Genomic DNA, 20,277 nt, shown 5'->3' on the forward strand with positions numbered 1-20,277 from the left:
GGATGTCAATGGCAGTTTAATTTTGCCCCCTTTAAGGCTCCAGTTGGCAATTTACAATTGACCCCATTGACTACACTTCAGACACGATTGGCGCAATGCCTATTTTACGCTTATCCTTTAAACGATAACTTTCACCGCTAATTTGAATCACATGACAGTGATGCAATAATCTATCTAACATCGCAGCTGTCAATGTTGTATCATGGGCAAATGCGCTTGCCCATTGACTGAAGGGCAAATTACTAGTTAATAACGTACTTCCTTTTTCGTACCGCTTGGCTATTACGTTGAAAAAGAGATTCGCTTCTTCTCGCCCAAAAGGTAAATAACCAATTTCATCAATAATTAGGAGCTTGGGACTTATCACAACCCGTTGTAAGTAGGATTTTAATTTACCTTGATTATGTGCGGTTCCCAGTTGTAACATTAAATCTGCTGCGGTAATAAATCGCGTTTTTATATTCGACATAATCGCTTTATAGCCGAGAGCTATCGCTAAATGGGTTTTTCCAACACCGCTCGGACCCAGCATAACAACGTTCTCATGACGTTCAATAAAACTGAGACCCGATAATTCAATTAGTTGGGATTTAGGAACACCGCTCGCAAAGTTAAAGTCATATTCCTCAAGCGTTTTGATGTTAGGTAACCCTGCAAACTGCAAGAGTGTCGCCTTAGTACGCTGCATCTTAGCATTGATTTCCTCAATCAGAAGTTTTTCAATAAAGTCAGCATACGACCCTTCTTGTTCAAGGTGTTTTTCAGCAATCCTAGGCCAGCTTTCAGGTAATGCGTAGAGTCCTAGTTGGCGACAAGCATCAGCAATACGTTCAGATTGTAAATTCATAATGTTCCCTGCAACAGTTGATCATAGACGCTAAGCGGATGCTGTAGGCTTTCAAATGGCATCGGTGTCATCTTTATCTTCTGATAGCTATCAATATTGCCAAACTTTATCGGCAATGGCAGTAAGGCATTCTGCTCTGTGATTAAGCGTTGGTTCGGTATTTCACCTGTCGTACCGTGGACTCTTGCATTGGCAACTTGAGTTAACCAGTAACCGACATAACCATTTGCAGTTTGGACATCCAGTTGTAACTCTGACATCCTTAATGTTGCTTGTAATGGCACAACAAAGCTTGATTTTAGGTAACGGTTAAAACGTTCAACTTTCCCCTTTGTTTTGGCTCGATAAGGGCGACAAACGGTCAGGTTAAAACCATAATCCTGAGCAAGAGATAAAAGCTTAGGATTCCAACGATGCTCTCCTACTCGGTAAGCATCACGCTCAAGGATGATCGCCTTTGCGTTATCAAAAAGAATCTCATGAGGAACACCGCCAAAAAACTCGAAGCTACGGACTAATCCATCAACCCATGCATCGGTTCGTTCATTGTCATAAAAATGAACATAACTGGCTCGAGAGTAACCTAGCGTTGCAACAAACGCCTTTAATGCCTGTTTACCTCGCCGAATAATGGTAAAATCAACTTGCAACTGCTTTCCTGGCTTTGTTTCAAATCGTACAAGAGGTTCTGGCAATGCTTTAGGTTTTAAAGTCGCTAGATATCCACTTAATATTCGACGTTTTCCTTGATATCCCAAAGCAAGAATTTCTTCATAAAGAACGGATGCCGGTATCCAATCAGGATGAGCCGCATCAATCCGAGACTGAATATAGTCTTTAAATGGCTCTAGTTTGCTTGGACGATGAGTTTTACGCTGATAAACAGGTTTAGTATCAGTACGTTGCAAATACTTTTTAATCGTATTACGCGCTAGACCTGTTTCACGAGCAATCCTTTTGATCGACTTCCCCTGTTGTTTGAGAACTTTTATTGTCACAACCTTCTCCTGAGTTAACATTGAAAAGCGGCCTCACAAGTAAAACCGCTATATTACGTCAGGGGTCAAAATTCAATTGCCAATATGGGGTCATTTTTACACTGCCAGTAACACTCGGAAATTGATTTTTTGAACTCAAGGGGATCAATACCTTTGATTATTTGCTCTCTCATTATTGAAGCAATATTTGACACTTCTGAAATTGTGATTTCTGGGTAACTACCTAAACCCGCATTTCGGCGTTTTTGTGTTACTGGGCTCATATAGCGAAGTACCCACTTTCCTCTTCCTTTTGTTGATGATGGATGTAGAGTGAGGCCCGTGATACCGCCATGAGGTAATGGTTTATCCCCAGGTTGTATATTCTTAGCTTTGGTATTGGTTAATAAAGCCATGGTGAATTTATCCTAAGGTTGAGTATGCCATCTGGTATGCCATTGTTGTTAGGCTTTGTATGGAGAATATTATACATGTTTGGATTTAAATTTAAATAATCTATTGATATTCCGTTACTAATTGAATAGATCTGGATGGGGTTGGATTTATATTAAGCGGACTCCTCCTCCGCCATCTTCACTTCTAGCAGCGTCTTCTAAAGTCTTTCAATCCCAAGTAAATCAAGCATTCCAACTAAATCCCATTATTCCAACGTCTACTATCGTCTATTGAAAACTACCCCCTTTAGGTGGTACATATGGGGGTACATTTATACCCCATGATTTGAGTACCCCCAAATGAAGCTAACCGTTAAGCAAATTGATTCCAGTAAGCCTAAAGAAAAAGACTACAAACTATCTGATGGTGGTGGACTGTATCTATTGGTTAAAACTAATGGCGGAAAGTATTGGCGGTTAAAATACCGAATCGATGGAAAAGAGAAACTTTTAGCTATTGGAATTTATCCAACCGTTACACTCGCTGATGCTAGAAGAAAGCGTGATGATGCAAAGAGGTTGCTGGCGGATGGAATTGACCCAAACCAACAACGAAAAGAACAAAAGCAAGCCTCAAAAATTGACAGTGTAAACACCTTTAAAAATATTGCTCTTGAATGGTATGAGGGCAGAAAGGATCGCTGGTCTGTTGGTTATCGCGATGACATGATGGACGCATTTGAGAAAGACGTCTTTCCTTATATAGGTAATCGCCCGATTGCTGAAATCAAACCAATGGAACTACTCGAAGTGCTTTCTATTATGGAAAAGCGCGGAGCAACCGAGAAGCTAAAGAAAGTGCGCCAACGTTGTGGCGAGGTATGGAAGTACGCCATTATTACTGGTAGGGCTGAGTATAACCCTGCACCAGATTTAGCCAGTGCCTTTGTTCCTCATAAGCGTGAGCACTACGCCCATCTTTCAGTAAGTGAACTACCAGAGTTTCTTTCTTCTATTGATAAGTACATGGGAAGCCAGATTGTAAGAGTGGCATTACGGGTGCTTATATTAACTGGAGTTCGACCAGGCGAATTGAGAAAAGCGGAATGGTCAGAGATTAACTTTGATACTGGAGTGTGGGAGATACCGGCTGAAAAAATGAAGATGCGCCGACCTCATATTGTGCCGTTATCAGAGCAGGTTATTGATTTACTGAAACAGATACACCCAATCAGTGGCAGTTATCAATACATATTCCCCAGCCGCACTGATTATAGAAAACATATATCAGACATGGCACTGAATACGATGATTAGGCGCATGGGCTATAGTGGTAGAGCCACAGGTCACGGATTCAGGCACACAATGAGCACCATCCTACACGAACAAGGCTATAACACCGCATGGATTGAGACACAGCTAGCACACGTTGATAAGAACTCTATTCGTGGAACGTATAACCATGCTCAGTATATTGATGGCCGTAGAGAAATGCTTCAATGGTACGCTGATTACATGGGGGCATTAGAGAACGGGGATAACATTGTACACGGCAATTTTAAACGTGCTTAATCCACCAGCAACTACATACATAACCAGACAATAAAAGGTCTGGTTTTTTTTGTGCCTAAAGTAACAACCAAATAAGTATTTTACTTTTAAACCAGTAAGAATAGTTAGGCTACATTGGAGTAAGATAAATCTTAATATCTAATGAAAGTATACTTTAGTAGACGTCAACAGACTACGTAAAATTGTGGTGATAAACTTTGCTCGTTTCTTAAGCTTGACTGTTTATTATTACAGTATAATATACCTGGTAGTACCGCAGTAGATCATTGTGGACTTCGCTCTTTAACACCTCTGCGCTGAAAAAATCGCGATATGTTCTTTAACAACATTGATAGCAACCAGTTATTAGCTATCAGAATGGAGTCACTGACAAAGTGACTAAATGCTCTTTTACAAATGTGAGTATGCCCAGAGTAAATTCTCAGGGACAACCTGCCACAGTGGCGCTTTTGAAGTGCTTGATATACTGTTTTTTTAGTTTGACTAGTGGTAGAACCAGCTTGTAACAAATAAGGAACGCTCAGAGGAACTTCTCAGAGCATATAAGTTTTATTGATAATCTTTATATTAGATTATCAGCTCTTTAAAATATGGATTTTCCCCTTAGGCTGTCTTGAGGGGGCTAATGCTAACCTCATTAGCATGTTGATGACTTCTCAACATAAATAATATTTGTAGCAAAATTTGTACGGATAGCTACTTGTTCTTTAAAAAATGACCTGCGCTCCTTGCAAACGGGAGCTTTTAGTAAACAACTTAATGATTTTGTGCTGTTTACTAAATGGATGTAGTTCAGGTCGTTAATAGCAATCAGCTAAATTGAATAATATAATTGTAGCTATTCAAATTAGTAAATTGTTCTTTGAAATTTAAGTCTCCGCCTTTGTGGAGTGTAGTTGTAGTTCTGCTCTTTTATAATCATACATAGCACATGCATCGTGTGCGCAACGTTAACTTATTGTTGATAATATTTCGTATTAAACAATATGGTTGCTACCCTAAAACACCCTAAAACACCCTAAAACACCCTAAAACACCCTAAAACACCCTAAAATATAAACCATAATATGCGTTATCTACCTTATACATTTATGTATAGGGCGCTTTCGCATGTCTTTTCATATCACATTAAGGAAAATTCTATGAATAATCTGATTAGGCTTTCAGAGGTTTTGCGACGCACAGGTTACAGCAAGGCATGGATTTATAGATTAATTAAAGAAAATGACTTTCCACAGCAAGTAAAAATCGGTACTCGCTCTGTTGCTTTTATTGAGTCGGAAGTAGATGAATGGATTGCAAATAAGATTGCTGAATCACGTACTGGAGAGGTGGCTTAATGGAAAAGAAAAACCACCCGCTACAGGTGGCTTCTCAGGATAACGCGACAGCATCTATTCTATCAAAGAATCCACCGAAAAAAATCAAAGCATGGAAATATTTTTTATATGCCTATAACGGTTCTACCGAAAACGATATTTTAAAGTATTGCCGCTTATCATCAGGTCGTAATTATTTTTCAGAACTTGAAAGAAAGCTGGATATTAATTTAGAGCGTACTGACGAACCGAACCCAGACGGCATTGGATCACATTATCGTTATCGCATTCGTAGCCAAAAAGACGCGCTGAAGGTAATTAACCTCATCAACCAACGTGCCAATGCTGGCGGATATGAAGGTATTTCGAAATCACAATCTGAATTAATTTTGTCGCAGTACCCTACCGAATAATAAGGAAATAATAATATGAAAAATAAAATGGCCGTAATGGGTCAGGGATTCGCTCACCCTAAAATCAAGTTAAACGATATTAACGAAACAACTTTCGCAGATATGTTGCCTATTATTAATCATGAATTGAATGGGGAAGTAATTAATTGTGTCAGTGCCAACTCATTACATGAAGCTCTAGGGGTAGATACTCGACTAACCGATTGGATCAAGCGTCGCATTAATGAATATGGATTTATCCAAGGGGTGGATTATTTAGTTGTGGAAACTTTGAGCAACTCAAATTTGAGTAGCGCAAAATCTAGACAGCAAATCAAACACGAGTACCTAGTCACCTTCAATATGGCCAAAGAACTTGGCATGGTTGAGCGTACCGAACAAGGCCGCTTAATCCGTCAATACTTCATCAAGTGCGAGGAAGCACTACACAAAGTCGCGCCAACTATCACCAAGCAATTACGCCATCAACTTAAATCACGCCTCAAAGTGGCGAGTTACTTTAAGCCGATGTGTTCAGCGTTAGAGTTGGCACGTATGGAGCAAGGTAAGAACACACTCCCGCACCATTACACGACTGAGTCAAACATGCTGAACCGTATTGTATTAGGTGGGCTTACGGCTAAGGCATGGGCGAAGCAGAACGGCATTATTGGTAATCCTCGTGATGCTATGAGCGAAACCCAATTAGAGCACCTTTCATACCTTGAGCAGACGAATACAACGCTAATTGAGCTAGGCATGGACTATCACGCACGCAAGGACAAGTTAATCGGGCTGTCTCAGAAGTGGTTAGCGCAACGTGTAGAGGTGGCGCAATGATTGCCTACCAAGAGAATGATTCCCTACTGGCAGGTGGGGAGTCGGTTAAAGTGGGCGCCCTTAATAATTCTGTAACTTTAACTTACGGTATTACTGGTAGCCAATCAGACAAACTTTCGTCCGATCACTCGGTCAATATTTTGGCTCAGTGCTCGGCAAAATTATTTGCTCAGCAACCGGCTAAAACTTTAGCCGATGTATCCGCGAAAATTTACGCCAATCAATCTGGGGAATATTTCCTAGGTCAATCAGCAAAACATTTTGCCAATCTATTAATCCTAACCACCATTGGAGGATGGGATAGCAGCGAGAACCTAAAACGTGGAGAATTTACACCATTAGCTAAAGGTGGTTTTTCTCACCTCTCTAAAGTCGGGAAATCCCGCTATTTGAATTCGTTCATCTCAAAAAATGGGAAAATTGAGTTTTGCGAGTCCATAAAAGGCAAAATAATTGAGTTTTGTCAGTCCATAAAAAAGGAACGAATTGAGTTTTGTCAGTCCATAAAAAAGGGCAGCTTTGTAAAATGTGCAATACATCACTTGCGCTTATGGGTAATTGTTGGCTATAGTAAAAACTCACTAGCAAAATCTAGTGTCAGGATTTGCACCCTGAATCAGTTACTGGCGACACATGACGCGCCTTGCGTCTTTTTTTGTGTCAATGCCTACGCACACCTATTAAATGCGGTATTATATCGCTCTTATTCAATGGTGGCGTTGGTGAGGCAGCTTTCGGGCTGGCTGGATTCCAGTAACTCCAGTAGTGCAAACCTTGCCAACGTCATCACCCCTATAGAGATTTGCACCTCTGGTGATGACTCCTTAGTTAAGTTACTGGAGATCATCGTTATGATGGCAACCCCTACCCAAACTCAATTCAAATTTCTGTTTTTGAGTATTAAACGCTCAGATACTACCGCTAAACCTTGTCGCATTGCTGTTACAGCATCGAGCGAACACGATGCAAGACTGATGCTTGTACGTGATTATATTCTGTCATTCGCTGGTCGCTTACCTGCTATTGGAGGTAAACATCATGCGTAACCCTCAGCCTAATGATTTCTACACCCACAAAAACAATGGCGAAACCGTCAAGGTTCTATCGGTTCAATTCAACCGTGTGACCTTTCAGCGAGACGGCTTTGATAGTCCTGTCATTGTTCCATTAAGCCAGTTCAGCAACGAATACACCTATGCAGGGAGGGCTTAATTATGGCGGATATCACTATTCATCAAGCGGCTGAAAAGGCGCATCAATTAGAGCTGATTACCCTGATGCTTCCTAACTATCCTCGCAACTTTACACCGTCTGATATAGGCGCGATATCGTCGCTCATGGCGAAGTTATCAGGTGATGTGGCGGCATTCCTGATTGAAGCATCAACGCAGGAGGGGGAAGTATGAGCATTTCACGCTTATCTGACGCATTGAACAAAATTCAACGCCTAGCCGAAGCCGCTTTGTCTTTATCAAATCAACGTGATGAAGCAGAACTCAAAATTCAGCTAATTGAAATTATCAGCAAGACAGCAGAGGAAGCCGTATCTGAGGGGGAAGCATGAGTAAGCCAATTTCTTTAGATGTAGCAGCATACAAGGCACAACAAGCCCATTCATTAGTTATGGCCATACTGGAAAAGGCTAACGGGAAATGCCCGACTGAATTAGTAGACCTAATAACTATTGCTTGTGATTTAAGCGCTGAGATTCGGGAATCGCTCGAGGAGGCCACCAAATGAAAACGGTCAAATTAAAAGTTGGTCACTTAGCTACCTTGGAAGAAGTCGAGCATATCAACGAGGAGCTCCAAGCGTTACTAATCCCACTGTTAACGGCTGTAGAGAATGAGGCTGATACGGATACACATTTTCTACTGAGAGCAGTTAATCGCCTTGTAAATGCTCAAGGTAAAGAAATTACTCGGTTAGCGGAGGTGATGAAATGAGACAGGTCACTATCAACGCCACCAGCCTAAGCCCATTTATGTATCAAGGTAAGCGAGTAGTTACCTTTGCCATGATTGACAAGGTACACCAACGCCCGAAAGGTACAGCAAGGCGCACATTCACCAAGCATAAACGCCATTTTATTGATGGAGTTGATTACTTTTTGTTAGGTCAGGACGTATTACGTCCATACCTTGATGAAAATATCACCAAGTACACACCAGAAATAATGGTGTTGGCTGAATCTGGTTATCTCATGTTGGTTAAGCCATTTACCGATGATTTGTCGTGGCAGGTTCAGCGTTCAATGGTTAACAGCTACTTTCGTCTGTCTGAGTTTCCCGAAATTAAACATATTCAAATCCCCACGCTGGCGGAACTTGAGGCCATGCCAATTGGTGAGGCTCAGAACTTGATTAGCAGTTTAGAAGCTGACTCTTATCAAGGTCACGGTAGGCGCGGTAGTTATGCCATGAACCTACGTCGCAAGGAGAAGAAAGCACTTAAACCAATGGTAATGGCTATTGAGCAAGCCTCACAGCTACACATTCAGGATATGGGGGATTATCGCTCATGAGAACGTTTCAAATTGCAGGGTATGGCACAACTCCGAAAGGGTTAACGCTAGGTATTAGCAAGCGTGTGATATCAGCCACCCAGAAAGACGCTCAATCGCAAGTGATGCGAGAAGCGCAACGTGACGGTTTAACCAGTATCCGAATTAACTATGTGCGTGAGGTGAAGTGATGAAACAGGAACAAAAACGCGAAGTAGAAAGATTACTAGAGCCGCACCAATCAAAAGTATTAAAAGTATTAATGCTAATCACCTTACTTTCTACGTGGCTGGACGCAGAGGAATGCGACGAAACCAGAAACATGATCTGGGCGGTGTTGATTGTTGTTTATTCGATTAGGGATGAAATGAACGAGGCGGCAGAGGGCAAATAATGAAACTCAATTATTTTGACAGTGGCGCAGTCGCCAAAATCACCGTAACCAGCAATCTATTTCAATATAAAAAACATCGTCGGGTTGTGGATGCTGTACTGCTCAAAACCCATGTAACAGCCAGCACAAAGCGCGGCTTAGTGATTAAAACAGTTATTACAGGTAAATCCTCGCATGTGTTGCGAGCTTATAAGTTAGCGGTAGTGGAGGCGAACCGATGAATATTACAAACATTAACGCATTCGAGCACAGCGAACACGGTGTAATTCTCATTACTGACGCAGCTAACCAAGAGGCTATAAGTTATACCAAGGCATTAGAGGCATTAAACGACGGTAGCTTTGACGGTGATTTATCAATGGGTTTTGAGTTGGTTTTAGCCATTAGCAAAGGTGATGTTGAAGGCTTTTTTAAATCCACTATTGAGCAAAACGTCATTCTCTGGCGTTGGATTGTTGCTGCTTCGTTTGTCATGGAACAGGCCGACAACAACGGATTTCATCAAACCGATAACGGGAAAGGCGGAAAGATTACCGCAGCAGTGTACCGCAATGAACACGCAGCCTTAACTGTCTATGCAGCAAGCGAACGTATGTTATTAGCAAACCATGTTGAGAGCGCAGCTTACGAGCATTACGAATCAGGATATGCCCCTGCTATGGCCATAAGAATGTATAGGGATTTTATCAATCTTGAGCCTAAACAAGGTTGCCGACTATCAGACCGAGGGCGCGAGGGATTATCTATTCTTCACGATGATCTCATTCGGGCGATAAAAGATGGTGAGTTTAGCAACACCGTAACCATTCATTAAAAGGACGTAATGACATGATAACGAAGAATTTTAAAGTTAATTCACTGGCAAATAGCTACGCAGCCGCTATTTATCACGATGTAACCACACATAATGGCGGTGATTGGTTTCCGATGAATGTAGGCAACAAGGCCATTGAGGTTGCCATTATTGACGGTGTGAAAGGTATTCGAATGCTCGTTGATAGTTATTTGCTGGAGGCACTTAAACAGTCTGTTCCTATGTGGGAAACAACAGCCATTAGTTTAATGGATCAGTGCGTGATTAATGGCTATATCACGGGGTACGGGCGCGAGGTTTGGCAAAGCATGATTAATGACATGAGCGACTCTTTAGCCGATAAGGGGGCGTTTTAATGAAACCAATTGATGTTATCCGTGAGGTGAAGCAGAAAGCCAGCGGCCAATGGCAAAACATATTATTTAACCTTGGGGCTGAAGTGCCCCTAAACACGCACACGGCTTGCCCTGCTTGTGGTGGTAAAGACCGTTTTAGATTTGATAACAAAGGCGACAACGGCACGTTTATTTGTAATCAGTGCGGTTCTGGTGATGGGTTGGATTTAGTTCAGCGTGTTCTGGGTGGCAGCGTGACCGAAGCAGCGTATGAGGTGGCTGGCATGATTGGTATTGATACCCGTTCAGATAATCCACCAGCCTACCGTAGCCATGAGGTAAAAGCACAACAGGACGTATTGAAAGCGCAGCAAGCCCAGAACCAAGCTAACGAGCAGATAGAGAAACATAAACGCTTTACAGCGCGATACAGTCGCACTATTGCCAATGCTAAACAGGGCGAATCTGAGTACCTGAAAGCGAAAGGCTTTGATAGTACCACCGTGACCCTGTTAACCGATGGATCGCTAATTATTCCATTGATGGACGCTGACGGCACAATCACAGCCGCACAAACCATTAAACCCAATGGCGAGAAACGGCACTTACTCGATAGTGCAAAGAATGGCAGCTATTACCCTATCAATGAGCCTGTAAACGTTTCTACGGTGATTATCGCTGAGGGATTAGCAACCGCCATGACGTGCCAATTAATCCAGCCAGAAGCGCACACAGTAGCGGCAATTGATGCGGGTAACTTAACTCATGTGGCTAAGGTGATGCGGACAAAGTACCCAGATAGCCAGATTATCATTGCAGGTGACAACGATATTAAGCCCAACCAATCAAACGCAGGAAAGCTGGCGGCTGAGAAGGCAGCAAAAGCGGTTAATGGTATTGCTGTTTTGCCACCTACTGATGATAAAGCTGATTGGGATGATTACCGCCTATCACACGGTATTGAGGCAGCAAGACAGACATTTAATGAGGGGGTTAACGCCATGCAGGAAGCAAACACTGTCATCATTAATACCACTAAGGCTAAAAAGAAAAAGCGCGGCATTGATACCGATACGGATATTGCCAAATTAGCCCCGAATCAATTGGCTATGTTGCTGATTGAGCGATACGGACAATTAGCCGTTAATACAGAGTCATTGACGGTATACACCTATAGCGGGGTGATGTGGGAGCCAATTAAAGATAGTGAGCTTTCCCGCGAAATGGCTGACTTTTTTATTGAGAATGAAACCCACTTTAGCATGAGGCGGATCACTGGCGTTATTGATGTATTGAAAGTCATTGCTGAACCAATGGGGGAGTCTGATATTGATTTAATCGGCTTTACTAATGGCGTATTGAACACGAAAACCCATGAATTTAGACCTCACAATTCTAACGATTGGTTATTACATCAAAATGGGATCACCTATACCGAACCCGCAGCAGGTGAAAACCTGAAAGATAATGCGCCAAACTTTACCGCGTGGTTATCTCATGTATCGGGCGGAGATGAGGCAAAAGCAAGACGCATCAAGGCTGGATTGTATATGGTGTTTGCTAATCGTCATGACTGGCAATTGTTTATTGAGGCAACAGGCGTAGGCGGCAGTGGTAAAAGCGTATTCGCACATATCGCTGAGTTGTTAGCAGGGAAACACAACACATCAAGCGGTGATTTAAAGGCCTTGGACGACGCGAGAGGCAGAGCGCAATTTGTGGGTAAAAAACTGATTTTACTCCCAGACCAGCCTAAATACGTTGGGGATGGCGCAGGGTTAAAGGCGATTACAGGCGGTGATCCAGTTGGTATTGACCCCAAATATGAAAAACAATTTTCTATGGTGATGAAATCCGTTGTATTCATGACGGGCAATAGACCCATGCAATTTACTGAGCGTAGCAATGGTGTTGGTCGTCGACGGGTTATTTTCCATTTCAATGAAACGGTGAGCGAGGATAAAAAAGATAAGAACCTGCCAGAAAAGATACAGGCGGAAATTCCTGTCATTATCCGTGACTTGCTGCGCGAGTTTCCAAACCCTGATACGGCCAACAAATTACTGATTGAACAAAGAGGCTCTGGTGAGGCGGTTGATGTGAAGCGTGAAACTGACTCATTAATTGATTTTTGCGCCTATCTTGTCGCACTCGAAAGGGTTGAAGGCATGTTTATGGGGAATGCGAATATCTCACCACCTGCACCAAGAAAGTATCTTTATCATGCTTATATGGCCTATATGCAAGGGAACGGCAACAGGAACCCATTAACACTCACAACCTTTGGGCGTTCTATCGACGGTGCGCTCAAAGAGTTAGGAAAAAAATACATTAAAGATCGCTTTACTCAGGGGGTCAGAACAAACCTCGAATTAAACGAATTGGAAGCCGAGGACTGGCTACCACGAGTACCGACAAAATAACGTAAAAGTAAAGTTTTAAGTAAAACTGTTCATAGTGTTCATAAGTGAAAAATAGGTATAAATATCAATAAGTAATTTATGAACACTTGAAATTTAAGTATTCATTAAGTGTTCATGAGTGTTCATTGTTGGTATGTAGACTCTACATAAGTCTTCATAGGTGTTCATTGAAGTGTTCATATTTAATTGATTGTTATATATGGAAAATAACTTTTTATGAACACATGAACAGTTAGCGCATAAAACTTTTCACACCATGCAACGAAAAATAATTAAGAGCATAGAAAATGACAAATCAATCGGAAATAGCGAAACAAAATTACATGACTTCACTGGCTGGCTTGAAAGCTGAAGGCCTGAGTAGCGAGGAAGCAATCGCTTTTTTATTAATTCGAGAGCTGCGAAGTGTAGCTACTGAACTCGAACGCTTAGAATCGACAATATCAGAGAGGCTGTAATCATGGAGCAGAGAACAACATTAACGATGAAGCATAAAACGCCACAGGAAGCCCCACAGCAACCGAAGAAGAAAAATAAGGCAGATGTTCACGCGAAGAAGAAACAACACCGCATCGACCGTATAGCGCAGCACTGGACACTATTCAGTGAGCCAGAAGCCAAGCCGCTAATGATTGGCATTAAGGAAGCTATGATTGCTGAGGTTAAAGATAAAGGGCTGGATATCCCAGAGAGCCACATTAAACAGGGATTACGGTCATACATCAGCCGCAAGGCTTATTTGAAAGCCCTTACTCTGGGCGGCGATCGGTTTGATATGTTCGGGCAGCCTAATGGAGAAATTACACCAGAACAGCAAGCTATAGCAGAGAAAAGGCTGGCGGAATGGGCTAAAAAATAGCAAGGTAACAACCGCCAAAGCATAAGCCGAGGCGGTTATGTATAATTAGCCTTATCAACTAAAGGGATCACCAAATGAAAAAAATCATGATAACGGCTCTATTGGCTTTGTTTCTATCGGGATGTGATAACAGTCCGCCAGCACCCTACGGATTTAAGTGGGGGCAGTCAGTGGAGGATATCCAAAAGTTAAACTTAGATGGAATAATATGCTACGGAGAGACAACATGTAATGTTGAAGAAATGGCAGACCACACTCGCGGACACGCCGTGCTAATGTTTAATAACGAATCAAAGCTAGTTGAAATACTTTATACAAATACGCTTAAAATAATGAATACCAGCGAAGAACAGGCACTAAATGAATATGAACGAGAGATCGCCAGTTTGACAGCAATATATGGCCCCCCGATACAAAATATAAAAAGATTAGATGATGCCTCTAATTTGTTTGGGTGCTTACAAAGAACTGGCTGCGCTGAATTTGCCGCCAAGTTTAGTAAAGATGGGCATATAGTAAATCTATATATGGGGGATGGTAAAAATGACACCGTATTTATACAAGGCCTGTACATAACACCTCAAAAATAATCATTTAAAATAGAAAAACAAAAGCCGACCTTGAGTCGGTTTTTTGTTGTCTTAATTCCATTAAAGCCAATTTAAGTAGAAAATATTTCTATATTTATAATCATTTATAGCAATATATCATTGTTTATTTTTTGCTCTGGATTATAATTGTAGTGTATATAACGACAGGGTGGATAAATAATCATGGATAAGCAAAAAAGAACCTTCAAGGCAGTGTCAATTGAAAGCGACATAGTAGACCGTGTTAAAAAATTTAAAGAAAAACAGGGTGAAAAAGATGTTTTCATTCAACGAGCGCCTATTGGCCAATTAATTCAAGGTCTATTGAGTGATGCCTTACAGCGTGAGGGGTTTTAATGGAAAAGTTACAGCAGTTAGCAAGCACCATAGCTCAGATTTATGTTGATGGGCTAAAAGCGGAAACAGGAACAACATTAGTGACGTATAACGGCATTACAGGCGAGGTGATCCCTGAATTGCTGGCGGCAGGGCTGTTTGATAATGCGGTGTATATCGTTAAAACGGATGGGGAGCAAATTGACGTTGAAGGCAAGGCGTTTAATTTGTTGTCACCACTAATTAACCTTTCAACAAAGCCTTACTCACTAACAGAGCGTGCTTATAACGTGATTAATTTTTTAAATACGAAGGCGTTAAAAGCACGAAATATTTTATCCAATAAAACGAATTGTAATTAATAGGTGATGATATGGCTGATAGTCAAAGTGTAGGTGGTATTCATTATGATGTAGATATGAATATTGAGGGGTTGGTCGGTGGTGGAAAGGCTGTAGAAAAAGAGCTAACCAAGCTTGAGAAAGGATTTGATGGGGCCAGCAAGGGGATTGCCCGATTAGATAAAGCAGCAATGGCAGTATCTAACTCATTAAAAATGCCCGAGCTAAATAGGCTATCCAGAGATATGGCTCAATTATCAGGGAAGATGGGGGCTAACTCCATCGCAACAGATAAGGCCATGCAGTCACATAATAAATTTACAGGTGTACTTAGCACCGTATCAAGCCAATTAAGCGCTGGATATATTGGTAATGTAGGTAGCGCTACGGCATCACTAATCAATCATACTAAAGCAGCCTTAGAAGCGACACAGGCGGAATTAGCGAACGCTGAAGCCAATAAGAAACAAGCTGAAACCTATCAGGCATCAGCGGCACAAATGGTATTAAATGCCAAAGAAGAAAAGGCGGCAGCACAATCAGCAATTGAAGCGGCTAAACAAAAAGTAGCAGCAGCGGACAGCTTAACTGTTTCATTGGAAAAACAATATGGGCAGTTACAGCAACAAGTTAAAATTCAAAGAGAATTATTAAAAGATGCCGAGGCAACATACCAAATAGCACCTAAAGCAGAAAACTATCAAGCGGTAGTTACTGCAAGAAATAAAATGATGGCTACAGAAAAGAAAATGCAAGCCATCGGGAATCAGATCGATAAAGAACAAGCAGCAGCTTCATTAGCCTTACAAAAAGCTAAGGAGGCAGAAATAGCGGCTAGCGCAAAAGTAACAGCCGCTACAGCGCTTGAACAGAAAGCTAAGGCGACACTGGCAACCGCCAATGAAGCAGTTGCTACAGCTAGCGCAAAAGCGACAGCGGCAACCAAAGCACAAGCTATAGCGATGAATGGCTTGCGTGGTGTAATGGCTTTGCTTGGTGGGCCTACTGGTTTATTCCTTTTGGCAGCCGCAGGAGTTTACGCTCTCTATGAGGCAATGACTGATGACACGGCAATAAAAGAGTACAACGCTAAAATCGATGAGATGATCACTAAGATTGACACGCTCACATCTAAACAAGCGGAAGTAGTTTCTAGAGAGCTTGGTATCAGGATTGGCAAAACAAAAGAAGAATTAGCAAAAAGCGTTGAACAGGCTAAAAAGCTAGAGGCTGGCCTTGAGGCCATGAAAGATAAAGAACCCACTTTTAACATACGAAAGTCAATAGAATGGGCTACTAATGAATTAGGTAAATACAATTTATTAATAGAGGAAGGGACAAAACGAATTAGAGAGCAAGAAGCGCAGCAGAGGAAGTCTAATCAGACAGTAAAAGATAAAAAAGGTATAGAGAGTGAGCAAGTAGACGCAATGAACATCTTTAACGATGCTGCTAAAGGTGCTATTGAATCTAATAAGCTACTCGCAAAAACAATGGAGTTAGGTTCTCCAGCGTTAGCAAAAATGGAAATGGAAGTAGAGGCATTAAAGATTAGCCTTGAAAATGCTGGCATTTCAGGTGATGAAGCCGAAATTCAAATCTCAAATCTAATGAACACACTTGAAACAGGGAGAATTAATAACTTTGAGTTAATGATTCAGGCTATTGAAGAGGATGTTCAGGGTTTGAAGCTTGAAATGGAAGAAGGCATTGATACAGCTATTGAATATCGAGCGGTCACTCAAATGGCTAGAGCGGGTGTGGATGATCCAGACTTACTAAATAGATTAATTGACGGCTTAAAGGAAAAACATAGACTTCAAAAACAAATATCAGATAGCAACAAGAAAGGCAGCGGTAGCAAAAAAGATAAAGCGGCGGAGGAGCTTAAACGCCAACAAAATGAAGTCGCAGCACTTAATAAAAGGTTTGAATTACTTAGCACTGGTGTAGCTGATGCCAATAGAGACATGGCGATGTTTGAAGCCGTCCAGAAGCTAGGCGAGAAAGCCACTAAAGACCAAAAAGATGCTGTAGCTAAGGAAGCCGCTGAAATATATGACCTTACTCAAAAGGTCAATGATTTCATCCAAGCGCAAGAAGCCACACCAGAATTAAAGCTAGCCCGTGAGTTCGGCGAGGAAGCTAAAACTATTCGTCGTATGTTTGACGAGGGATTCATCGATAAAGAAACATTTACGCGATTAGGCCGAGAAGCAACTCAGGCATTTGAGCAGGGAATGTCTGATATTCGCATAGAAACAACCTCAAACAATATCATCACAGATATTGGTGAAAATCGCGCTAAGTTCGACCCAATCCAAGCATTAGCCAATGAAAACACTCGTAAGCTCGCAATGATGAAAGAGTATTACGATCAGGAGCAGAAGCTTCTGGATGATTCATATGCCAAGCAGCAAATGACCCATGAGCAGTACACAGCGGCTAAATCTGCAACCGATATGCAATATCACCTGTTAATCACAGCTATGGATAAGCAATATCAACAGCAGCAGTTAGCGGCACAATGGGAGCTAATGAGACAGCAGAACCTAGGCTATGAAATGTTGGCTTCAGCGGTTGATTCTCTGGCGGGTAATGCTTCAAACGTTATTACTGGGTTAATGACGGGTACTATGTCGGCGGCTGATGCTATGCGCTCATTGGGTAATACGATTCTAAATAGCGTCGTTAACTCAATCGTGCAGGTTGGCGTTGAGATGCTGAAGAACTTCATCATAGATCAGACTATCGGTAAAGCCTCTCAAGTTGCCAATGCTTTAGCAGCCAAAGCAAGTGGGGCGGCAGCATTAGCCGCATGGACCCCTGCAGCAATAGCAGCATCAATTGCCACTGGTGGAGCAGCTTCAGCGACAGGATTAACCGCATTTCAAACATCAATGCTATCTGGTCAAGCTCTCTCTATCGGGTTAGCCGGTGCGAGATATAACGGTGGACCCGTAAAAGGTGGCTCAGCTTATGAACTTGGTGAAAAGAACCTACCTGAGCTAATGCAAATAGGGAATAAACTTATCGGCATACCAGGCAATAACGGGAGAGTGTTCAGTTATGATGAAGTAACTGGCGCGGCAATGATACCCAAAGCGCCTACAGGTAAGCAGTATCTGAACCATAAGAATAATGAGCGTGCAATACAGAATAAAGATTTATTGGGTACTGGTAGTGGTGGTGCTTCTCTTCAAGTGATAATTGAAAACCATGTGGCAAATGCCGCCATTGAACCAAGAATGGAAAAAGGGCTTACTGGTGAGGATGTAGCAAGAATAGTGATAACGGACCTAAGAGAAAAAGGGAACATACATCGGGCCGTAATAGAAAATACAACAGCAGGACCTAGGTTATAAAAGTTAGCATGGGCGAGAAATCGCCCTTAACTTTTATAATTTCTAGAAAGATTAGGAATGATTCATGTACATCATAATAAGAATTTTAGATCGCTGTAAAAATAATAAAACTGGAAGATGAATAGATATTCTAATTGTATGCATTAAACATAATGTGATGAATATTTAAAATATAGCCAAACTGAAACTAACTAAATGCTTTCTATGTAAATAAGGAGGCCTCCCCCCTTATTAGTAATTACCGTTATTATTTGGGCTTATATGAGGGTTTTGGTTTCTTAGAAAGTTCAGGATTAGGCCTAGGAAGGTTAGTGTTTATTGAGAATATATCAATATATTCTTTCCACCCTGCATGGGTTGATGAAACCATGTAGTCAATAATTTTTTTATTAATCTCACCATGATGGCATGGCAAAACTTGTGTGAGTATATACTCATCAAATGAAATGCCGCGCGCTGAATAAAGTTTAGTTTCTGTATTTCCCAAGTGTATCAAAGGTATATTTCCATCCTGAAGTGGTCTAAATGTAACAATATAGTTAGCGGTGACATTAGCCATGGATTTACACTGACGGATGAGGCGTTCGTTTTCTTTTTTATGACCTTTCAGAGAACCTATAGGGAAGTTTTTTGCTTGTCCTATAATGGCTTTTGAAAATACTGTTTTTTTAGTATCATCTCCAAAATCCACACGTAATCCAAAATCACAGCCATATTTTTTTTCTGCACTACCTTTTCCTTTTGATGTGGTTTTTGAATCCTGAAAATCTAGAAAGTACCCATTTCCAAATTCTATTTTTCCAAGTCTCCCCATAAATTTAGTAAAAAAACCATCTTCATCGGCATGAGTAATTCTAGTTGTTTTCTCTGCGGAGTATTTCATGGTTGATTTAAGTTTATGTTTTAAATCATTAAATTCTTCTTGGGTTATTCCCATGCTTTCCCAGTATTTTATCACTACTATATCCCCAATTTATCTAAACTCTAAAAATGTTATTAGTGAAATTCTAAGGATAAGTAATAAGTTTTGACAAGGAAAGCATTAGCAATTGTAAACGTTAGGATGATAACAATTGATAACGTATTTCAGTGAATACCAACTCACGAAATCTCACGCATTAATCCTAACAAATCCTAACATTTTTCAGATACACTACCCCTAAAATATCCAAGCGTGTAGGGTATAAATACTAATGGCGTATCGTGTGATTAGGTGCTTTTATGCTAAAAATAAAGAGATTGGCTGTATTACTGACAACATTAATGTTAGTTGCGTGTGGTGAAAACAATACAGACTTAAGTGGAGTTTATTCATGTTCTAAATTTGATCATATAGTTTTAGTTAAAGATAACAATAATCAATACATTGGTGGGGAATATTTAAATTCTCCCCATGACGGTGATAGCACTATAGGGAGAATCAAGTTTTTGAAAAGGTCGGGAAGTTATCTTGCTGTACCGAGTGATGACAATAAATACTTTTACCAAGTAGGTGACAATAAACTAAAGGTTGTTGACCCGAATTATGATGGATTCTATGAGAATTGGTGTAATAAAACATCAGGCTCTGAAAAAGCTAAGCAATTAATGCAAGAATATTTATAAGGAATTTTATTTATGTATGAATTAAGGAAATCATTAACTAATTTTTTTGGTTGGCTAGCATTTCTTTTTTTTGGTTGGCTAGCATTTCTTTTTTGGGTTGTGATGCTTATTTGCTTTTTTACCTTAAGTTATGTAGGTGTCAAAGTTCAGTATTTCTTAGTGCCATCGACTATTATTCTTACTATTATTTGGTATTTATTAAATCCCGATAAAGGAGAATAACGATCCTATTACTGAAATTTTCTTCTCAAATGAGAACGGGCATTTTATACATCTTTGCCCGTCTAAACGAAGTTGCAGGATTACGCAAGTGTGGGTCGTGTATTCAATATAGAGATCATCACAATAGGTAATACTCCCGCTCTATGAA

The 20,277-nt window shown here is 41.0% G+C and carries 26 protein-coding genes and 1 pseudogene; 23 read left to right on the forward strand and 4 right to left on the reverse strand.

What is annotated here, in order from left to right; translation table 11 throughout:
* Window positions 1-70: 70 nt before the first annotated feature.
* From istB to ACIPUA_RS06785, 3 genes and pseudogenes are all read right to left on the reverse strand, one after another.
* A complete protein-coding gene (istB, locus tag ACIPUA_RS06775; protein ID WP_040133147.1) occupies window positions 71-847 on the reverse strand; it encodes an IS21-like element helper ATPase IstB in 777 nt (258 codons plus the stop codon).
* Window positions 844-1,866, reverse strand: a complete 1,023-nt coding sequence (gene istA / locus ACIPUA_RS06780) for an IS21 family transposase (protein ID WP_316928257.1) — start codon at window positions 1,864-1,866, stop codon at window positions 844-846. Before istA ends, istB begins: the two co-directional genes overlap by 4 nt.
* A gap of 92 nt (window positions 1,867-1,958) precedes the next feature.
* Window positions 1,959-2,240: pseudogene (locus tag ACIPUA_RS06785) on the reverse strand (Arm DNA-binding domain-containing protein); the annotation flags it as partial.
* 339 nt (window positions 2,241-2,579) lie between these two features.
* Between ACIPUA_RS06785 and ACIPUA_RS06790 the strand changes: the two are divergent.
* From ACIPUA_RS06790 to ACIPUA_RS06895, 22 genes are all read left to right on the forward strand, one after another.
* Window positions 2,580-3,791 (forward strand): tyrosine-type recombinase/integrase, encoded by a 1,212-nt coding sequence (locus ACIPUA_RS06790; RefSeq protein ID WP_449059468.1) that lies wholly within the window; start codon window positions 2,580-2,582, stop codon window positions 3,789-3,791.
* Window positions 3,792-4,933: 1,142 nt separating this feature from the next.
* Window positions 4,934-5,131, forward strand: coding sequence for a helix-turn-helix transcriptional regulator (locus ACIPUA_RS06795; RefSeq protein WP_163837073.1), 198 nt, complete (start codon window positions 4,934-4,936; stop codon window positions 5,129-5,131).
* Window positions 5,131-5,523 (forward strand): hypothetical protein, encoded by a 393-nt coding sequence (locus tag ACIPUA_RS06800; protein ID WP_449059469.1) that lies wholly within the window; start codon window positions 5,131-5,133, stop codon window positions 5,521-5,523. The genes ACIPUA_RS06795 and ACIPUA_RS06800 overlap by 1 nt, the downstream gene beginning before the upstream one ends.
* A 15-nt stretch (window positions 5,524-5,538) precedes the next feature.
* Window positions 5,539-6,342: an antA/AntB antirepressor family protein gene (locus ACIPUA_RS06805; RefSeq protein WP_449059470.1), complete on the forward strand. Its 804-nt coding sequence runs from the start codon at window positions 5,539-5,541 to the stop codon at window positions 6,340-6,342.
* Window positions 6,339-7,388 (forward strand): host cell division inhibitor Icd-like protein, encoded by a 1,050-nt coding sequence (locus ACIPUA_RS06810; RefSeq protein ID WP_449059471.1) that lies wholly within the window; start codon window positions 6,339-6,341, stop codon window positions 7,386-7,388. The genes ACIPUA_RS06805 and ACIPUA_RS06810 overlap by 4 nt, the downstream gene beginning before the upstream one ends.
* Window positions 7,381-7,554, forward strand: coding sequence for a DUF4222 domain-containing protein (locus tag ACIPUA_RS06815; RefSeq protein WP_004265088.1), 174 nt, complete (start codon window positions 7,381-7,383; stop codon window positions 7,552-7,554). Before ACIPUA_RS06810 ends, ACIPUA_RS06815 begins: the two co-directional genes overlap by 8 nt.
* Before the next feature lie 2 nt (window positions 7,555-7,556).
* Window positions 7,557-7,748 carry a hypothetical protein gene (locus ACIPUA_RS06820; protein ID WP_211888250.1) on the forward strand — a complete coding sequence of 64 codons (192 nt, stop codon included), beginning with the start codon at window positions 7,557-7,559 and terminating at the stop codon, window positions 7,746-7,748.
* Window positions 7,745-7,906, forward strand: coding sequence for a hypothetical protein (locus ACIPUA_RS06825; protein ID WP_004255433.1), 162 nt, complete (start codon window positions 7,745-7,747; stop codon window positions 7,904-7,906). The genes ACIPUA_RS06820 and ACIPUA_RS06825 overlap by 4 nt, the downstream gene beginning before the upstream one ends.
* Window positions 7,903-8,082: a hypothetical protein gene (locus ACIPUA_RS06830; protein ID WP_449059472.1), complete on the forward strand. Its 180-nt coding sequence runs from the start codon at window positions 7,903-7,905 to the stop codon at window positions 8,080-8,082. The genes ACIPUA_RS06825 and ACIPUA_RS06830 overlap by 4 nt, the downstream gene beginning before the upstream one ends.
* Entirely contained in the window at window positions 8,079-8,288 is a 210-nt protein-coding gene (locus tag ACIPUA_RS06835; protein WP_449059473.1) for a hypothetical protein, read from the forward strand. Before ACIPUA_RS06830 ends, ACIPUA_RS06835 begins: the two co-directional genes overlap by 4 nt.
* Complete coding sequence (locus ACIPUA_RS06840) at window positions 8,285-8,866, forward strand: ORF6N domain-containing protein (RefSeq protein ID WP_449059474.1); 582 nt, start codon at window positions 8,285-8,287, stop codon at window positions 8,864-8,866. The genes ACIPUA_RS06835 and ACIPUA_RS06840 overlap by 4 nt, the downstream gene beginning before the upstream one ends.
* Window positions 8,863-9,036, forward strand: coding sequence for a hypothetical protein (locus ACIPUA_RS06845; protein WP_165880165.1), 174 nt, complete (start codon window positions 8,863-8,865; stop codon window positions 9,034-9,036). The genes ACIPUA_RS06840 and ACIPUA_RS06845 overlap by 4 nt, the downstream gene beginning before the upstream one ends.
* Window positions 9,036-9,239 (forward strand): hypothetical protein, encoded by a 204-nt coding sequence (locus ACIPUA_RS06850; RefSeq protein WP_449059475.1) that lies wholly within the window; start codon window positions 9,036-9,038, stop codon window positions 9,237-9,239. The genes ACIPUA_RS06845 and ACIPUA_RS06850 overlap by 1 nt, the downstream gene beginning before the upstream one ends.
* Complete coding sequence (locus ACIPUA_RS06855) at window positions 9,239-9,460, forward strand: hypothetical protein (protein ID WP_275075467.1); 222 nt, start codon at window positions 9,239-9,241, stop codon at window positions 9,458-9,460. The genes ACIPUA_RS06850 and ACIPUA_RS06855 overlap by 1 nt, the downstream gene beginning before the upstream one ends.
* Window positions 9,457-10,053 carry a hypothetical protein gene (locus tag ACIPUA_RS06860; RefSeq protein WP_449059476.1) on the forward strand — a complete coding sequence of 199 codons (597 nt, stop codon included), beginning with the start codon at window positions 9,457-9,459 and terminating at the stop codon, window positions 10,051-10,053. The genes ACIPUA_RS06855 and ACIPUA_RS06860 overlap by 4 nt, the downstream gene beginning before the upstream one ends.
* Window positions 10,054-10,067: 14 nt before the next feature.
* A complete protein-coding gene (locus ACIPUA_RS06865) occupies window positions 10,068-10,409 on the forward strand; it encodes a hypothetical protein (RefSeq protein ID WP_449059477.1) in 342 nt (113 codons plus the stop codon).
* The gene (locus ACIPUA_RS06870; protein WP_449059478.1) at window positions 10,409-12,811 is read left to right on the forward strand and encodes a primase-like DNA-binding domain-containing protein; all 2,403 of its coding nucleotides are present in this window, start codon (window positions 10,409-10,411) and stop codon (window positions 12,809-12,811) included. The genes ACIPUA_RS06865 and ACIPUA_RS06870 overlap by 1 nt, the downstream gene beginning before the upstream one ends.
* A 460-nt stretch (window positions 12,812-13,271) precedes the next feature.
* Complete coding sequence (locus ACIPUA_RS06875; RefSeq protein ID WP_449059479.1) at window positions 13,272-13,670, forward strand: ProQ/FINO family protein; 399 nt, start codon at window positions 13,272-13,274, stop codon at window positions 13,668-13,670.
* Window positions 13,671-13,744: 74 nt separating this feature from the next.
* Window positions 13,745-14,260 carry a hypothetical protein gene (locus ACIPUA_RS06880; RefSeq protein ID WP_449059480.1) on the forward strand — a complete coding sequence of 172 codons (516 nt, stop codon included), beginning with the start codon at window positions 13,745-13,747 and terminating at the stop codon, window positions 14,258-14,260.
* 183 nt (window positions 14,261-14,443) lie between these two features.
* Entirely contained in the window at window positions 14,444-14,617 is a 174-nt protein-coding gene (locus ACIPUA_RS06885) for a 3-hydroxybutyryl-CoA dehydrogenase (RefSeq protein WP_080641485.1), read from the forward strand.
* A complete protein-coding gene (locus ACIPUA_RS06890) occupies window positions 14,617-14,958 on the forward strand; it encodes a hypothetical protein (RefSeq protein ID WP_232368793.1) in 342 nt (113 codons plus the stop codon). The genes ACIPUA_RS06885 and ACIPUA_RS06890 overlap by 1 nt, the downstream gene beginning before the upstream one ends.
* A gap of 11 nt (window positions 14,959-14,969) precedes the next feature.
* The gene (locus ACIPUA_RS06895) at window positions 14,970-18,302 is read left to right on the forward strand and encodes a hypothetical protein (protein WP_449059481.1); all 3,333 of its coding nucleotides are present in this window, start codon (window positions 14,970-14,972) and stop codon (window positions 18,300-18,302) included.
* Between the two features lie 247 nt (window positions 18,303-18,549).
* Here ACIPUA_RS06895 and ACIPUA_RS06900 read toward each other — a convergent pair whose 3' ends face one another.
* Entirely contained in the window at window positions 18,550-19,260 is a 711-nt protein-coding gene (locus ACIPUA_RS06900; protein WP_449059482.1) for a hypothetical protein, read from the reverse strand.
* A gap of 263 nt (window positions 19,261-19,523) precedes the next feature.
* Between ACIPUA_RS06900 and ACIPUA_RS06905 the strand changes: the two genes are divergently transcribed.
* The gene (locus ACIPUA_RS06905; protein WP_449059483.1) at window positions 19,524-19,907 is read left to right on the forward strand and encodes a hypothetical protein; all 384 of its coding nucleotides are present in this window, start codon (window positions 19,524-19,526) and stop codon (window positions 19,905-19,907) included.
* Window positions 19,908-20,277: the final 370 nt, after the last annotated feature.

The sequence above is a fragment of the Providencia sp. AGC89 genome, from assembly GCF_053543535.1.

What these genes read in the sequence shown, in the direction of transcription:
- ACIPUA_RS06860 (WP_449059476.1), top strand. Translation starts at nt 9,457, where the DNA reads ATGAATATTACAAACATTAACGCATTCGAGCACAGCGAACACGGTGTA.
- ACIPUA_RS06835 (WP_449059473.1), top strand. Translation starts at nt 8,079, where the DNA reads ATGAAAACGGTCAAATTAAAAGTTGGTCACTTAGCTACCTTGGAAGAA.
- ACIPUA_RS06840 (WP_449059474.1), top strand. Translation starts at nt 8,285, where the DNA reads ATGAGACAGGTCACTATCAACGCCACCAGCCTAAGCCCATTTATGTAT.
- ACIPUA_RS06855 (WP_275075467.1), top strand. Translation starts at nt 9,239, where the DNA reads ATGAAACTCAATTATTTTGACAGTGGCGCAGTCGCCAAAATCACCGTA.
- ACIPUA_RS06870 (WP_449059478.1), top strand. Translation starts at nt 10,409, where the DNA reads ATGAAACCAATTGATGTTATCCGTGAGGTGAAGCAGAAAGCCAGCGGC.
- ACIPUA_RS06820 (WP_211888250.1), top strand. Translation starts at nt 7,557, where the DNA reads ATGGCGGATATCACTATTCATCAAGCGGCTGAAAAGGCGCATCAATTA.
- ACIPUA_RS06875 (WP_449059479.1), top strand. Translation starts at nt 13,272, where the DNA reads ATGGAGCAGAGAACAACATTAACGATGAAGCATAAAACGCCACAGGAA.
- istB (WP_040133147.1), bottom strand. Translation starts at nt 847, where the DNA reads ATGAATTTACAATCTGAACGTATTGCTGATGCTTGTCGCCAACTAGGA.
- ACIPUA_RS06895 (WP_449059481.1), top strand. Translation starts at nt 14,970, where the DNA reads ATGGCTGATAGTCAAAGTGTAGGTGGTATTCATTATGATGTAGATATG.
- ACIPUA_RS06880 (WP_449059480.1), top strand. Translation starts at nt 13,745, where the DNA reads ATGAAAAAAATCATGATAACGGCTCTATTGGCTTTGTTTCTATCGGGA.
- ACIPUA_RS06850 (WP_449059475.1), top strand. Translation starts at nt 9,036, where the DNA reads ATGAAACAGGAACAAAAACGCGAAGTAGAAAGATTACTAGAGCCGCAC.
- ACIPUA_RS06800 (WP_449059469.1), top strand. Translation starts at nt 5,131, where the DNA reads ATGGAAAAGAAAAACCACCCGCTACAGGTGGCTTCTCAGGATAACGCG.
- ACIPUA_RS06905 (WP_449059483.1), top strand. Translation starts at nt 19,524, where the DNA reads ATGCTAAAAATAAAGAGATTGGCTGTATTACTGACAACATTAATGTTA.
- ACIPUA_RS06890 (WP_232368793.1), top strand. Translation starts at nt 14,617, where the DNA reads ATGGAAAAGTTACAGCAGTTAGCAAGCACCATAGCTCAGATTTATGTT.
- ACIPUA_RS06825 (WP_004255433.1), top strand. Translation starts at nt 7,745, where the DNA reads ATGAGCATTTCACGCTTATCTGACGCATTGAACAAAATTCAACGCCTA.
- ACIPUA_RS06790 (WP_449059468.1), top strand. Translation starts at nt 2,580, where the DNA reads ATGAAGCTAACCGTTAAGCAAATTGATTCCAGTAAGCCTAAAGAAAAA.
- ACIPUA_RS06805 (WP_449059470.1), top strand. Translation starts at nt 5,539, where the DNA reads ATGAAAAATAAAATGGCCGTAATGGGTCAGGGATTCGCTCACCCTAAA.
- ACIPUA_RS06885 (WP_080641485.1), top strand. Translation starts at nt 14,444, where the DNA reads ATGGATAAGCAAAAAAGAACCTTCAAGGCAGTGTCAATTGAAAGCGAC.
- ACIPUA_RS06810 (WP_449059471.1), top strand. Translation starts at nt 6,339, where the DNA reads ATGATTGCCTACCAAGAGAATGATTCCCTACTGGCAGGTGGGGAGTCG.
- ACIPUA_RS06845 (WP_165880165.1), top strand. Translation starts at nt 8,863, where the DNA reads ATGAGAACGTTTCAAATTGCAGGGTATGGCACAACTCCGAAAGGGTTA.
- ACIPUA_RS06815 (WP_004265088.1), top strand. Translation starts at nt 7,381, where the DNA reads ATGCGTAACCCTCAGCCTAATGATTTCTACACCCACAAAAACAATGGC.
- ACIPUA_RS06865 (WP_449059477.1), top strand. Translation starts at nt 10,068, where the DNA reads ATGATAACGAAGAATTTTAAAGTTAATTCACTGGCAAATAGCTACGCA.
- istA (WP_316928257.1), bottom strand. Translation starts at nt 1,866, where the DNA reads ATGTTAACTCAGGAGAAGGTTGTGACAATAAAAGTTCTCAAACAACAG.
- ACIPUA_RS06795 (WP_163837073.1), top strand. Translation starts at nt 4,934, where the DNA reads ATGAATAATCTGATTAGGCTTTCAGAGGTTTTGCGACGCACAGGTTAC.
- ACIPUA_RS06830 (WP_449059472.1), top strand. Translation starts at nt 7,903, where the DNA reads ATGAGTAAGCCAATTTCTTTAGATGTAGCAGCATACAAGGCACAACAA.